This window comes from Jiangella ureilytica, from assembly GCF_004348545.1.
Classification (GTDB): domain Bacteria; phylum Actinomycetota; class Actinomycetes; order Jiangellales; family Jiangellaceae; genus Jiangella; species Jiangella ureilytica.
On record NZ_SMKL01000056.1, the window covers coordinates 27,494 to 41,084 of the forward strand.

13 protein-coding genes are annotated in these 13,591 nt (G+C 72.4%); 6 read left to right on the forward strand and 7 right to left on the reverse strand.

Annotated elements, in window-relative coordinates:
* Positions 1–96 precede the first annotated feature (96 nt).
* Genes rplT through infC form a run of 3 tightly spaced genes read right to left on the reverse strand, consistent with a single transcriptional unit; the run spans position 97 to position 1,545 of the window.
* On the reverse strand, positions 97–486 hold the full coding sequence (gene rplT / locus E1212_RS21265; RefSeq protein ID WP_131986155.1) for a 50S ribosomal protein L20: 390 nt from the start codon (positions 484–486) through the stop codon (positions 97–99).
* A 58-nt stretch (positions 487–544) separates the two neighbouring features.
* Complete coding sequence (rpmI, locus tag E1212_RS21270) at positions 545–739, reverse strand: 50S ribosomal protein L35 (protein WP_131986157.1); 195 nt, start codon at positions 737–739, stop codon at positions 545–547.
* Positions 740–756: 17 nt separating this feature from the next.
* Positions 757–1,545 (reverse strand): translation initiation factor IF-3, encoded by a 789-nt coding sequence (infC, locus tag E1212_RS30930; RefSeq protein ID WP_131986159.1) that lies wholly within the window; start codon positions 1,543–1,545, stop codon positions 757–759.
* Between the two features lie 158 nt (positions 1,546–1,703).
* Here infC and E1212_RS21280 point away from each other — a divergent pair, with 158 nt between their 5' ends.
* Positions 1,704–2,051 (forward strand): DUF1844 domain-containing protein, encoded by a 348-nt coding sequence (locus E1212_RS21280; RefSeq protein WP_131986161.1) that lies wholly within the window; start codon positions 1,704–1,706, stop codon positions 2,049–2,051.
* A 517-nt stretch (positions 2,052–2,568) separates the two neighbouring features.
* Here the strand turns inward: E1212_RS21280 and E1212_RS21285 are convergent.
* On the reverse strand, positions 2,569–3,171 hold the full coding sequence (locus E1212_RS21285) for an SseB family protein (RefSeq protein ID WP_162605572.1): 603 nt from the start codon (positions 3,169–3,171) through the stop codon (positions 2,569–2,571).
* Positions 3,172–3,351: 180 nt separating this feature from the next.
* On the opposite strand from E1212_RS21285, the gene pknB reads away from it, so the two are divergent.
* The 3 genes from pknB (at position 3,352) to aroF (ending at position 7,537) form a co-directional block, all read left to right on the forward strand.
* A complete protein-coding gene (gene pknB / locus E1212_RS21290) occupies positions 3,352–5,463 on the forward strand; it encodes a Stk1 family PASTA domain-containing Ser/Thr kinase (protein ID WP_131986165.1) in 2,112 nt (703 codons plus the stop codon).
* Between the two features lie 28 nt (positions 5,464–5,491).
* Positions 5,492–6,364 carry a deoxyribonuclease IV gene (locus tag E1212_RS21295; RefSeq protein ID WP_203417064.1) on the forward strand — a complete coding sequence of 291 codons (873 nt, stop codon included), beginning with the start codon at positions 5,492–5,494 and terminating at the stop codon, positions 6,362–6,364.
* Positions 6,365–6,481: 117 nt separating this feature from the next.
* The gene (aroF, locus tag E1212_RS21300) at positions 6,482–7,537 is read left to right on the forward strand and encodes a 3-deoxy-7-phosphoheptulonate synthase (RefSeq protein ID WP_131986169.1); all 1,056 of its coding nucleotides are present in this window, start codon (positions 6,482–6,484) and stop codon (positions 7,535–7,537) included.
* Positions 7,538–7,546: 9 nt separating this feature from the next.
* Here aroF and E1212_RS21305 read toward each other — a convergent pair whose 3' ends face one another.
* The 3 genes from E1212_RS21305 to E1212_RS21315 form a co-directional block, all read right to left on the reverse strand.
* Complete coding sequence (locus tag E1212_RS21305; protein ID WP_131986171.1) at positions 7,547–8,455, reverse strand: sulfite exporter TauE/SafE family protein; 909 nt, start codon at positions 8,453–8,455, stop codon at positions 7,547–7,549.
* A 110-nt stretch (positions 8,456–8,565) separates the two neighbouring features.
* Positions 8,566–9,600 (reverse strand): threonine aldolase family protein, encoded by a 1,035-nt coding sequence (locus E1212_RS21310; RefSeq protein ID WP_131986173.1) that lies wholly within the window; start codon positions 9,598–9,600, stop codon positions 8,566–8,568.
* 222 nt (positions 9,601–9,822) lie between these two features.
* Entirely contained in the window at positions 9,823–11,184 is a 1,362-nt protein-coding gene (locus E1212_RS21315; protein ID WP_238992432.1) for a class II 3-deoxy-7-phosphoheptulonate synthase, read from the reverse strand.
* A gap of 133 nt (positions 11,185–11,317) precedes the next feature.
* Between E1212_RS21315 and E1212_RS21320 the strand changes: the two genes are divergently transcribed.
* Both E1212_RS21320 and E1212_RS21325 read left to right on the forward strand, forming a co-directional pair.
* A complete protein-coding gene (locus tag E1212_RS21320) occupies positions 11,318–12,532 on the forward strand; it encodes a pyrophosphate--fructose-6-phosphate 1-phosphotransferase (protein ID WP_131986175.1) in 1,215 nt (404 codons plus the stop codon).
* Positions 12,533–12,662: 130 nt separating this feature from the next.
* The coding region (locus E1212_RS21325; protein ID WP_131986177.1) for an acyltransferase family protein at positions 12,663–13,591 on the forward strand (929 nt) is incomplete at its 3' end.

Consider the following 13,591-nt stretch of genomic DNA (forward strand, 5'->3'; position numbering starts at 1 on the left):
CGACCGCCAGAGGACATCATCACCGGAACGGCACCGGAACGCGCGAAGACCGGGCCCGCCTCGCGACGGGCCCGGTCTCGGGCGTTCGTGCGGCGCTCAGGCCGCCGGCGCCGCCGGAGCGTTGCGGTCGGCCGGCAGCGCGGTGCGCGCGACCTCGACCAGCGCCTTGAAGGCGGCCGGGTCGTTGACCGCGAGGTCGGCCAGCATCTTGCGGTCGACGTCGACCTCGGCCAGGCGCAGACCCTGGATGAAGCGGTTGTACGTCAGGCCCTCGGCCCGGGAAGCCGCGTTGATGCGCGTGATCCACAGCTGCCGGAAGTCGCCCTTGCGCTGCTTGCGGTCGCGGTAGGCGTAGACGAGCGAGTGAGTGACCTGCTCCTTCGCCTTCCGGTACATGCGGGAGCGCTGGCCCCGGTAGCCGCTGGCCCGCTCGAGGGTCTCACGGCGCTTCTTGTGGGCGTTGGCCGCCCGCTTGACGCGTGCCACTGGTACTCCTTGCTGGATTCGGCCGGTCGGGCCGAAGGGTGGACTGGACGGTCGCCGCTTACTTGCCGAGCAGCTTCTTGATGCGGCTCTGGTCCGGCTTGGCCACCTCGGTGGTGCCGGCGAGCTTCCGGGTCAGCGTGGAGGGCTTGTGCTCCAGGTAGTGGCGACGGTTCGCCTTCTGGCGCAGCACCTTCCCGCTCCCGGTGATCCGGAACCGCTTGCTCGTGCCGCTGTGCGTCTTGTTCTTCGGCATGGCGCCGTCTGCTCCTCTTAGTCTTCGTTGTCAGGCGTGGGACGGACGACCTCGGGCCGGTGGGCCTTCTCGGCCTCGGCCGCCGCCCGGCCCGCCGCGCGCTCGGCCTTCTCGGCCTCTTCGTCGGCTTGCCGTTGCGCCTGCCGCTCGACCTTGGCCGCTTCCTTCTCGGCCCTGGCGTCGGCCTTCTTCTTGTGCGGCCCCAACACCATGATCATGTTGCGGCCGTCCTGCTTCGGCGACGACTCGACGAAGCCGAGGTCGGTGACGTCCTCGGCCAGCTTCTGCAGCAGCCGGAAGCCCAGCTCCGGCCGCGACTGCTCCCGGCCGCGGAACATGATGGTGACCTTGACCTTGTCGCCCTCGGCCAGGAAGCGCTCGACGTTGCGCTTCTTGGTCTCGTAGTCGTGCTTGTCGATCTTGGGACGGAGCTTCTGCTCCTTGATCAGGACGTGCGACTGGTTCCGGCGAGCCGCGCGCTCCTTCATGGCGGACTCGTACTTGAACTTGCCGTAGTCCATGAGCTTGGCCACCGGCGGCCGGGCGCCGGGAGCGACCTCGACCAGGTCGAGATCGGCCTCCGCCGCAAGTCGGAGCGCGTCCTCGATGCGGACGATGCCGACCTGCTCACCGTTGGGGCCGACGAGCCGGACCTCCGAAACGCGGATCCGGTCGTTGATGCGGGGCTCTGCGCTGATGCCTTCCTCCTGAAATCGCCGGGGTAGTGCCTCGACCACGCCGCGGAAAACACGAAAGGCCTCCGCGAACGTGCACGCAGAGGCCAACCCATCGGCGCCGCGGTACATTCCTGCACCACGACCACAAGGGCGTCCACTGGACGCCCTGACCAGGGAACCCGACGACCTGAGCAGCCGTTGCGGGTGGGAGAGGTCTCCGCTTGCTGGCCGCCTGGCCTGAGGGGTCTCGGGTCAGACGGTCCGGTCGGTGTGAGAGCCTACCATGAATGAGCACGCCGGATCACATCGCCGCCCAGGCCGGCCGCGACATCGCCGAAGTCCCCGCTGTCGAGGTCATCTCCACGGCCGCCGTCCATCTGATGAGTGCCGCCGCCGTCCACCTGGGACTGGCGGAGGATCTGCCGGAGCACCGCGACCTGGACGAGGCGCGATCGCTGATCGAGGCACTGGCCGGGCTGATCGTCGCCGCCGCGCCGTCGCTCGGGACCCACCACGCCGGGCCGCTGCGGGACGGGTTGAAGACGTTGCAGCTGGCGTTCCGCGAGGCGTCGGTGCTGCCTGACGCGGTCGGCGAAGGTCCGGGCGAGAAATACACCGGGCCGGTCTACTCCTAGTTCGCCGGCCCCTGCTGCTCTTCATTGTCGGGGGCGTTCGAGCAGCGGCAGGGGGCCGCTCCAACGATGGCCCCGGCCCTTGGCTCCGCTGGCGCTCTGTCCCGCCGGCCGCTGACGGTGGACGCCCATGATCATCAACCCTTCGCGTCGTCGGGGCAGTTCGTCAGGACAGCACGAAAGGTTGATGATCATGGAGAAGGTTGGGCTCTGAGCGCCGCGGAAGCCCCGCTTCTCCGTGATCAACAGTGAGCGGCCGGCGCGACCCCACCCCAGCGGGACCGGCTGCCGAGAACCACGCGCGAACAGGTAGCGGCCGGCGCAACCCCCACACAGCGGCACGGAGGGCCGGGGCCATTCAGGGGAGGGGTCATGGCGCTGTGAAAGGCGAGGGTGCGGCGGCGCGGGTCAAGCGGTCCCCTCTGCGCGAAGCGCCGTCGGTCCGCTCGAGGCGCACCGCCGCGCCTCGACGATGACGGACAGCAGGGGCCCGACCAACTGGGCAGACGACAACGACGAACTAGCGGATCAACGCACGCCGAACGCGCCGCCGAACCCCGCGCCACACCCTGCCACCGGTCCGGCGCACTCGAGCCGCTCCCCCGCCGCCGACGACGACGTCCGCGCGAGGCGCCCGGTCGGCCTCTTCCACCCCCGGCCAGGGACCGAGCGGCCGCCACCCCGACGCCAGGGACCTGAGGTCGGGAGCGTCGACCGCGAAGGTGACGGGGCCGGCGAGGTCGATGACCAGGGCTTCGGCGCCGTCGGCCAACGCGGCTTCGGCGGCACTGCGGGTCGGCACCGGCGACGGCCTCGCCTCGGGGTTCCAGCGTCGCAGCGACTCGACGCAGGTGAACGCGAGCAGCCCGCGCCGTCCGTCGCGGCCGGTGGTGAGCACCGTCGCCATGGCGGTCTCCTTCTCCGCGCCCGTCGCGTCGGCCGACTCGGCGACGGCGACGACGGGAATCAACAACCGCCCGGCGGCCAGCGCCGCGAGCACCTCGGCGGAGCCGCCCGCACCCCGGTCGTACGCCGCCAGCGCGGCGACGATGCGAGGATCGGCCGAGCCGTCGTCGTCGCCGAAGGGCGTGGACGGCACGGAGCGTCGGGGCGCGGCATTCACGGGGCGCGACCCTAGCCCGCCCACGACGCGAGCGCCATCCGACTGCGGTTTTTCGGCCACACAGATCTATCCACAAACGACAATACGGACTGGTCGGGGCGAGCCACGACCTACCGGGCGGGCCGGATCGCCGCCCCGTGTCGATCGGCCAGCGCCCTCAGGTGAACGTACACTCCACCCGTGGACCTCTCCGTCTCCGACGCACCGGTGGGCCGTCTCCTCGACGGACGCTACCGGATCGAGGCGCTCCTGGCGCGCGGCGGAATGGCGACGGTCTACAAGGCCACCGACACCCGGCTCGACCGCCCCGTCGCACTCAAGATCATGCATGCGGAGCTGGCGGCCGACGACGACTTCGTGGCCCGGTTCATCGGCGAGGCCCGCGCCGTCGCCCAGCTGTCGGACCCCAACGTCGTCAACGTGTTCGACCAGGGCGAGGACGACGGCGCCGTCTACCTGGCCATGGAGTACATCCACGGCCGCACGCTGCGCGACGTCCTGCACGAGCGCGGCCGGCTGGGCGCCGACCTCGCCCTCGAGGTCGCCGAGTCGGTGTTGTCGGCACTGGCCGCGGCGCACCGGGCCGGCATCGTCCACCGCGACGTGAAGCCCGAGAACGTGCTGGTCGGCAACGACGGCCGGGTCAAGGTCGCCGACTTCGGGCTGGCCCGGGCCAACAGCAGCTCATCGAAGACCACCCGCGGTCTGCTGGGCACCGTCAGCTACATCTCCCCCGAACAGGCGCTGGGCGAGCGCGCCACGCCGCGCTCCGACGTCTACTCCGCCGGCATCATGCTCTACGAGCTGCTCACCGGGAAGACGCCGCACGAGGGCCCCACCGACTTCGTCGTGGTCCGCAGCCACATCGACGACGACGTTCCGCGGCCGTCCGAGTCGGTGCCGCTACCGGCCCCGGTCGACGACCTCGTGCTGACGGCGACGGCGCGCGACCCGCAGCGGCGCTACGCCGACGCCGGCGCGTTCCTGACGGCGGTCCGGTCCACCCGCTCGGCCATCGCCGGCGTCCCGCTGGTCGAGCCCGACAACGACCCCGAGCTCACCGAGGTCCACGCCGAGCCGCGCGACTCCGCCGGCGTCACCCTCGACGAGGCGCTGGCCGGCACCGTCCTCGCCGGGCAGGTCGGCCGCGTCGACTCCCCGGGCCGCGGCGACGACCACCGCTACGGCGACGACGACGGCGTCCGGCGCACCGACAGCCGCCTCCTCCCCACCGAGGAGAGCCGCCCCGGGTCGACCCGCCGCATCGACGCCCCGCTGTCCATCCGGTTCACCGAGGACGACGGCGACGGCGACGAGCCACGGCCGGGCACCCGGTCCGCCCGGCAGGCCGAGGTCCGCGCCCGCTCCGCCGGGCACCGCCGCACCGAGCAGACCCGCGGCCGCCGCGGCCTCTACCTGTTCTTCTTCGTCCTGCTGCTCGCCACCGGCGTCGCCACGGCGGCGTGGTGGTACGGGTCCGGACGGTGGGAGGCGACGCCGTCGCTGCTCGACCTCAGCGCCGAGCAGGCCGAGACCCGCGCCGAGGAGGAGGGCTTCACGGCGGTCAACGGCGGCGAGGAGTTCTCCGAGACGGTCGAGGCCGGCCTGGTCCTGAGCACCGAGCCCGGCCCCGGCGAGCGGCTGCTGGGCGGTGGCGAGATCACCTACGTCCTCTCCAAGGGCCCGGAGCGCTACGTCGTGCCGGAGCTGACGGGGCTCACCGTCGAGGCCGCCACGGAACTGGCCGAGCCACTGTCCATGACCCTGCGCATCGAGGACGAGGTCTACCACGACGAGGTCGAGGCCGGGCTCATCGTCAGCCAGAGCCTCGACCCCGGCGAAGAGGTCCGCCGCGACACCGAGGTCGCCATCACCGTCAGCCGTGGCCGCGAGCCGATCGACGTCCAGGACTTCACCGGCCAGCCCGCCGACCAGGCCGAGGCGGCGCTCGCCGAGGCCGGATTCCGGGTGAATAGGGCCGAGGAGCATTCCGCCGACATCGGCGCCGGCACGGTCATCCGGCAGGATCCCGCCAGCGGAACCGCTTTCCGTAACGACGAGATCACGATCGTGGTCTCCCTCGGGCCGGAAATGATCGAGGTTCCGAATGTCACCGGCGAAAGGGTCGACAGAGCCGAGCAAATCCTCCGAGAGGCCGGCTTCGAGGTCGTCGTCACCGATGTGCTCCCCGGCATTCCCAGCATGGGCCGCGGCGAGCGCGTGCAACGCCAGGAACCGGCGGCCGGCACGCCGGTCGCGCCGCAGTCCCGAGTCGAGATCTTCCACTTCTGACCGGGCTCCGGCCCACCCCGAGGACCCCGTGACCGATGCGCTCGCCCTGCTGGGCACCCACCTCCCGGTCGCCGGCAAGCTCGTCGCGCTGCCCGAGCGCGCGGCCGGCATCGGCGCCTCGTCGGTGCAGGTGTTCCTCGGCAACCCGCGCGGCTGGGCCATGACCCCTGGCGACTCCGGCACCGACGCCACGTTCCGCACGGCTGCCGACGACCACGGCCTGACGGTGCTCGTCCACGCTGCGTACCTGGTCAACCTCGGCAGCCCGGTGCCCGAGACGGCGCAGCGGTCGGCCGCCGCGCTGGCGCACTCGCTGCGCCGGGCCCGCGACGTCGGCGCGCGCGGCGTGGTCGTGCACACCGGCTCGTGCGTCACGGCAGGCCACCGCGACGACGCCATGCGCCAGGTCCGCGAGCTGCTGCTGCCGCTGCTCGACGAGCTCGACGCCGCGCCGGGCGGGCCCGGCCTGCTGCTCGAGCCGACCGCCGGGCAGGGCCAGTCCCTGTGCGCGACGGTGGACGACCTCGGCCCTTACCTCGCCGCCCTGGACCACCACCCGCGCGCACTGGTCTGCCTCGACACCTGCCACTTGTTCGCGGCCGGCCACGACCTCGCGGCGCCCGGCGGGATGACGGCCATGCTGGACCGCTTCGCCGACGTCGCCGGGCCCGACCGGCTGGCCGCCGTGCACGCGAACGACTCGATGGACGTGTGCGGCTCGTTCCGCGACCGGCACCAGCGCATCGGCAAGGGGCACATCGGCACGGCGGCGTTCGGCGAGCTGCTGCACCACAAATCGGTCGCCGGATTGCCCGTCGTGCTGGAGACGCCGGGCGGTCCCCCGGCTTATGCCGAAGATCTTTCGCTGCTGAAGGAATTACAGCCGAGTTCCCAGAAATAACAACATGAGATGTCAAGTGACCTGATTGTGACCAACTGTCTTGCCCTCCGGACAACCCTGCCGAACTCGGCTTTCGGTAGCTTAGTTTCAGGTGGGGACGAGGCGGGAGGTTGCGTCATGGTGGTCGTGATGTCGCCCGATGCGACGCCGGAACAGATCGACGCCGTCGTGGCGCGGGTGCGCACCACCGGCGGCGAGGCGTTCGTCAGCCGCGGCGTGCAGCGCACCATCATCGGACTCGTCGGTGACGTCGACGACTTCCGTGCGCTCAACCTGCGCGGCATGCCCGGCGTGGCCGACGTCATCGCCGTCTCCACGCCGTACAAGCTCGTCAGCGTCGACCACCAGCCCGGCCGCAGCACCGTGGTCGTCGGCACCGGCACCGGGGCCCGCCCGGTCATGATCGGCCCCGACACCTTCACCCTGATCGCCGGCCCGTGCGCCGTCGAGTCGCTCGAGCAGACGCTCGAGGCGGCCGAGATGGCCAAGGCGGCCGGCGCCACCATGCTGCGCGGCGGCGCCTTCAAGCCGCGCGCCGCGCCCCGCGACTTCCAAGGGCTGGGCAAGGTCGGGCTGCACATCCTCGCCGAGGTCCGCGAGGTCACCGGCCTTCCGGTCGTCACCGAGGTCATCGACCCCGCCGACGTCGACCTCGTCAGCGGCTACGCCGACATGCTGCAGGTCGGCGCCCGCAACATGCAGAACACCGCGCTGCTGCAGGCGGTCGGCCGGGCCCGCAAGCCGGTGCTGCTCAAGCGCGGCATCCAGGCCACCGTCGAGGAGTGGCTCATGGCGGCCGAGTACGTCGCCCAGCGCGGCAACCTCGACATCGTGCTGTGCGAGCGCGGCATCCGCACCTTCGAGACGGCCACGGCCACCACGCTCGACATCGCCGCGATCCCCGTCGTGCAGCGGCTGTCCCACCTGCCGGTCATCGTCGACCCGTCCCACTCGGCCGGCCGGCGCGACCTCGTGCTGCCGCTGTCGCGGGCGGCCATCGCGGTCGGCGCCGACGGCATCCTCGTCGACGTCCACCCGGACCCCGAGGCGGCACTGTGCGACGGGCCGCAGGCGCTGGCCGGCGCCGACGTGCGCGAACTGGCCTCCACGCTGCGCCGGCTGGTGCCGGCATCGGGCCGCGTGCTCGGCGAGCCCTTCCCCGCGGTGATGTGAGGGCGGGCGTCAGCTGCTGACGCGAGCCAGCTCTGACTCGGGCCGGACCGCCCGCTGCTGCGCCCGGTGCGCGCGGATCGAGTAGGCCAGCGCAGCCACCCAGAGCACGGCGACGACCACGTAGACGGCCGCACGGACGCCTCCGGGCGCGTCGACCCAGTCGCTGCGCAGGATCGTGCGGCTGTTGGTGAGGACGATCATGCCGCCGACGGCGGAGCCGAGCACCCGCGGCGGCACGACCCGCACCAGGTACGCGGCGATCGGCGCGGCGATGACGCCGCCGGCCAGCAGCACGGCGACCCAGGCGAAGTCGATGTTCTCGGTGCCGAGCCCGATGAGGAAGCCGACACTGGCGGCGACAGCGACGATGAACTCGCTGGTGTCGATCGAGCCGATGACCTTCCGCGGCTCCATGCGGCCGCTCGCCAGGATCGCGGGCGTGCCGACGGGGCCCCAGCCACCGCCGCCGGTGGCGTCGACGAAGCCGGCGACCAGCCCGAGCGGCGTGAGGAACCGCCGTCCCGGCGGCCGCGGGTCGCGGCGTACCGGCAGCCCTCGCAGCGTGAACCTGACCAGCAGGTACGTGCCGAGTCCCAGCAGGATCAGCGACATGAGGGGCGCGGCGGTCTCGGTCGGGATGCCGGACAGCAACGTGGCGCCGGCGAACGCGCCGACCGCGCCCGGGACGCCGATCCTCGCGACGACCTTCCAGTCGACGTTGCCGAACTTCCAGTGCGACAGGCCGGAGACCAGGGTCGTGCCGATCTCGGCGAGGTGGACGGTGGCCGACGCCGCCGCCGGGTTCGCCGTCACGGCGAGCAGCAGCGTGCTGGAGGTGACCCCGTAGGCCATGCCGAGACTGCCGTCGACGAGCTGGGCGGCGAAACCGACCAGGCCCAGCAGGACGAGCGTGCGCACCCGGCGGCCTCCCTACCACTTAACCGGTCAGAACTATAGGAATAGTGGCTGAAGGAGGAATCCAGGTCAACAGTCGACGGCCGCCGTCTCGGAGTGCGGGACGCTCTGTCTCAACTCGCGACCGCGGTGGCGACGACCTTGGCCGCCCGCCGGGCGTCGGCCGCGGAGACGTCGAGGTGCGTGGTGAGCCGCACCAGCCCCGGCCCGACGATGCCGGAGAGCACGCCCTCGGCCCGGGCCGACTCGACCACGGCGGCCGCGCGCCCGCCCACGTCGAGGATGACGATGTTGGTCTCGACGGAGGCGGGGTCGACGGCGCCGGCGTCGGCATCGGCCACCGCCTCGGCGATGAGCCGGGCGTGCGCGTGGTCGTCGGCCAGCCGCTCGACGTGGTGGTCCAGCGCGTGCAGTCCGGCCGCCGCCAGCACGCCGGCCTGCCGCCAACCGGCGCCGAGCCGCTTGCGCCAGACCCGTGCCTCGGCGACTGCCGCGGCCGAGCCCACGAGCACCGAGCCGACCGGCGCCCCCAGACCCTTGGACAGGCAGACCGAGACGGTGTCGAACAGCCGGCCGTAGTCGGCCAGCGCGACGCCGGTGGCGACGTGCGCGTTCCACAGCCGGGCGCCGTCGAGATGCAGGCGAACGCCGGCCGGGTCGACCAGGGCGCGCAGTTCGCGCAGGGTCTCGAGCGGTTGCACCGTCCCGCCGGCGAAGTTGTGCGTGTTCTCGACCGCCACGGCCGTCGTCGACACCAGGTAAGGGCCGGCGTCCGGACTCATGAGCCGGCGGACTGCGTCGAGGTCGACGTGCCCGCGCGGGTCGGACCAGGTGCGGGTGGTGACGCCGTGCCAGGCCGCGTGCGCGCCCAGCTCGGCCCGGACCGCGTGTGCCCGCTCCTCGCAGAGCAGCTCCTGGCCGGGCGCGACCAGCGACCGGATGCCCAGCAGGTTGGCCAGCGACCCGGTGACGGTGAACAGCCCGGCCTCGTGGCCCAGCAGCGCGGCGACCCGCTCCTCGAGCGCGTGGACCGTAGGGTCCTCGTCGTAGACGTCGTCGCCGGTTTCGGCGGTGGACATCGCGGCCAGCATGGCGGCGGTGGGCCGGGTGACGGTGTCGCTGCGCAGGTCGATCACGCCAGAGGTCATGCGACGACCCTAGTCACCCGGGACCCCAGCGCCGCCACCAGGTTGGACTCCCCGGAGAACCCCGGCTTCTTCATGATCATCAAGGTTTCGGGCGGTGGCAGCGGTGGCAGCGACCCGCTTCTTCGATGATCATGGGGACGTGGTGGCGACGGGAAGCGGTACGGCCCTGACGACCCCGGCGAGTTCCACCATGCGGATACGTGTGTGATGTCTGGCCGCTGCCTAGGGGGTCGACTCGAGGAGCTCGGCGACGAGGAAGGCGAGCTCGAGCGACTGGGTCCGGTTGAGCCGCGGATCGCAGACGGTCTCGTAGCGGCTGCCGAGGCCGTCCTCGGCGATGGGGTCGCCGCCGCCGACGCACTCGGTGACGTCGTCGCCGGTGAGCTCGATGTGGATGCCGCCGGGGTGAGTGCCCAGCGCGCGGTGGACCTCGAAGAAGCCGCGCACCTCGTCGACGACGTCGTCGAAGCGGCGGGTCTTGTGGCCGCTGGGCGCCTCGTAGGTGTTGCCGTGCATGGGGTCGCAGATCCAGGACGCGACCAGGCCGTCGGCCTGGGCCTTCTGGATCAGCGCCGGCAGCGCCTCGCGGATCTTCCCGGCGCCCATGCGGGTGACGAAGGTCAGCCGGCCGGGCTCGCGCTCGGGGTCGAGCTTGGTGGCCAGCGCCAGCAGCTCGTCGGGCGTCGTCGTGGGCCCGACCTTGACGCCGATCGGATTGCGGATGCGTGCCGCGAACTCGAGGTGGGCGCCGTCGAGCCGGCGGGTCCGCTCGCCCACCCACACGAAGTGGCCCGACACGTCGTACGGCGCGCCGGTGCGGGAGTCGATGCGGGTCAGCGCCAGCTCGTAGTCGAGCAGCAGCGCCTCGTGGCTGGAGTACAGCTCGACGGTGCGCAGCTGGTCGGTGTCGATCTCGATGGCCCGCATGAACGACAGCGCCTGGTCCAGCCGGTGGGCCAGCCGCTCGTAGCGCTGGCCGGCCGGCGACGTGCGGACGAAGTCGGTGTTCCAGGCGTGCACCTGGTGCAGGTCGGCGAACCCGCCGCCGACGAACGCGCGGGTGAGGTTCAGCGTGGCCGCCGACGCGTGGTAGGCGCGGACCATGCGGTGCGGGTCCGGCACCCTCGCATCGTGCGTGAACTCGAAGTCGTTGACGATGTCGCCGCGGAACGCCGGCAGCGTGACGCCGTCGCGGGTCTCGGTCGACTTGGAGCGCGGCTTGGCGTACTGCCCCGCGAGCCTGCCGATCTTCACCACGGGAACGCTGGCCGCATAGGTGAGCACGACGGCCATCTGCAGCAGCGTCTTGAGCTTGTTGCGGACGTTGTCGGCGCTGACGCCGGCGAACGTCTCGGCGCAGTCGCCGCCCTGCAGGACGAACGCCTCGCCGCGCGACACCGCGGCCAGCCGCTCGCGCAGCAGGTCGCACTCGCCGGCGAACACCAGCGGTGGCATGGCCCGCAGCTGCGCGACGGCGTCCTGGACGGCGACGGGGTCGGGCCACTCGGGCTGCTGACCGGCCGGCAGCGCGCCGACGGTCTCGGTCAGCTCGTGGTACAGCGCAAGGTCCTCCGGGGAGTTCACGTCCTACAGGGTAGGCCGCGCGCTGCCCCGTCCGTCGCGGCGGCCCATACCCCGGACAGCGCGGCCGGGCCGCACCGGGGCCGGCGATAAGGTGGCTGCCGATCCGTCCCACTTCGACAGAAGGTCACCTCACATGCCCGAGAGCACTCCTGTGCGCAAGGTCGCCATGCTCACGGCCGGCGGCCTGGCCCCGTGCCTGTCGTCGGCCGTCGGCGGCCTGATCGAGCGGTACACCGAGATCGCGCCCGAGGTCGAGATCATCGCCTATCTCGACGGCTACGCGGGCCTGCTGACCGGCCGCTCCATCACCGTCACCCCCGAGATGCGCGCCACCGCGTCGCGGCTGCACCGGTTCGGCGGCTCCCCCATCGGCAACAGCCGGGTCAAGCTGACCAACGTCGCCGACTGCGTCCGGCGCGGGCTGGTCCAGGAGGGCCAGGACCCGCTGCACGTGGCGGCCGAGCAGCTCACGCGCGACGGCGTCCACGTGCTGCACACCATCGGCGGCGACGACACCAACACGACGGCGGCCGACCTCGCCGCGTACCTCGCCGGCAACGACTACGAGCTCACCGTGGTCGGGCTGCCGAAGACCGTCGACAACGACATCATCCCGGTGCGGCAGAGCCTCGGCGCCTGGACCGCCGCCGAGCAGGGCTCCATCTACGCCCGCAACATCATCGCCGAGCACTCGTCGAACCCGCGCATGCTCATCGTCCACGAGGTCATGGGCCGGCACTGCGGCTGGCTCACGGCGGCGACGGCGCGCGCCTACCGCACGTGGCTGGCCGCGCAGGAGTGGGCGCCCGAGCTGGGCGTCGACCCGCGCCGCTGGGACGTGCACGCCGTCTACCTGCCGGAGCAGAAGCTCGACCTCGACGCCGAGGCCGGCCGGCTGCGCTCGCTCATGGACGACCTGGGCTGCGTCAACATCTTCCTGTCCGAGGGTGCCGGCGTCGACGAGATCATCACTGAGATGGAGGAGGCCGGCGAGGAGGTCCCGCGCGACCCGTTCGGCCACGTCAAGATCGACAAGATCAACCCGGGCGCCTGGTTCGCGCACCAGTTCGCCGCCCGCGTGGGCGCCGAGAAGGTCATGGTGCAGAAGAGCGGCTACTACAGCCGCTCCGCCGCGGCCAACTCCGACGACCTGCGGCTGATCAAGAGCTGCACCGACCTCGCCGTCGAGTGCGCGCTGCGGCACGAGGGCGGGCTCATCGGGCACGACGAGGAGCGCGGCGGCCGGCTGCGCGCCATCGAGTTCGACCGCATCAAGGGCGGCAAGGAGTTCGACCCGTCGACGCCGTGGTTCGCGGACCTGCTCGGCGCCATCGGGCAGCCCGCCTGATCCCGTTCCACCCGGCCGCGGCGGACTCGTGTGTTCGCCGCGGCCGGAACCGGGTACGCCCTCAGGGACGGGTCCGCACTCTGCGCGGGCTCGTCCGCCTGTGCCCCCGGACGATGCGAGAGGTGGTTGGATGACGGCGGTCGGGACCGCCGAGGGCCGGCCCCGGTTCCGGCCCGACGTCGAGGGTCTGCGCGCCGTCGCGGTGCTGCTGGTGCTCGCCTATCACGCCGGTGTGCCGCTGGCCAGCGGCGGCTTCGTCGGCGTCGACGTCTTCTTCGTCATCTCCGGCTTCCTCATCACCGGCCTGATCCTGCGCGAGATCGACACGACGGGACGGCTGCGGCTCGGCCGCTTCTACGCGCGGCGCATCAGGCGGCTGCTCCCGGCGACGGCGGTCGTGCTGGCCGCGACGGCGGCGCTGGCGCTCCTGCTGCTGCCACCGCTGCGCTGGCCCGCGATCGCGGGCGACATCGCGGCGTCGGCGACGTACGTGGTGAACTGGCGGCTGGCGTCGGAGTCGGTCGACTACCTGGCCGCCGAGGACGCCCCCAGCCCCGTCCAGCACTTCTGGTCGCTGGCGGTCGAAGAGCAGTTCTACCTGCTCTGGCCGGTGCTGATCATCGGGCTGCTGTGGTGGCACCGGCGCCGCCGCGGAAGGCCGTCGCTGCGCCGGACGCTGCTGGCTGGGCTGGCGATCGTCGCGGTGCCGTCGTTCGTCTGGTCGCTGCACCTGACGGCGTCCTCCCCCGGCGCGGCCTACTTCGTGTCGACGACGCGGGCCTGGGAGCTCGCGGCGGGCGCGGCGCTGGCCATCGGGGCGCGCCGGCTGGAGCGGCTGGGCTCGCTGGAGTGGGCGGGGTGGATGGCCGGCGCGCTGGCCTGGGCCGGGCTCGCGGCCATCGGCTGGGCGGCGCTCACCTACGACGCGACGACGGCGTTCCCGGGGATCGCGGCGCTGGCTCCGGTCCTGGGGACGACGGCGGTCGTCGCGGCCGGCGTCGTGTCGAGGCGGACGTCTGCCGGGCGGCTGCTCGGGACGGCGCCGATGCGGTGGGTGGG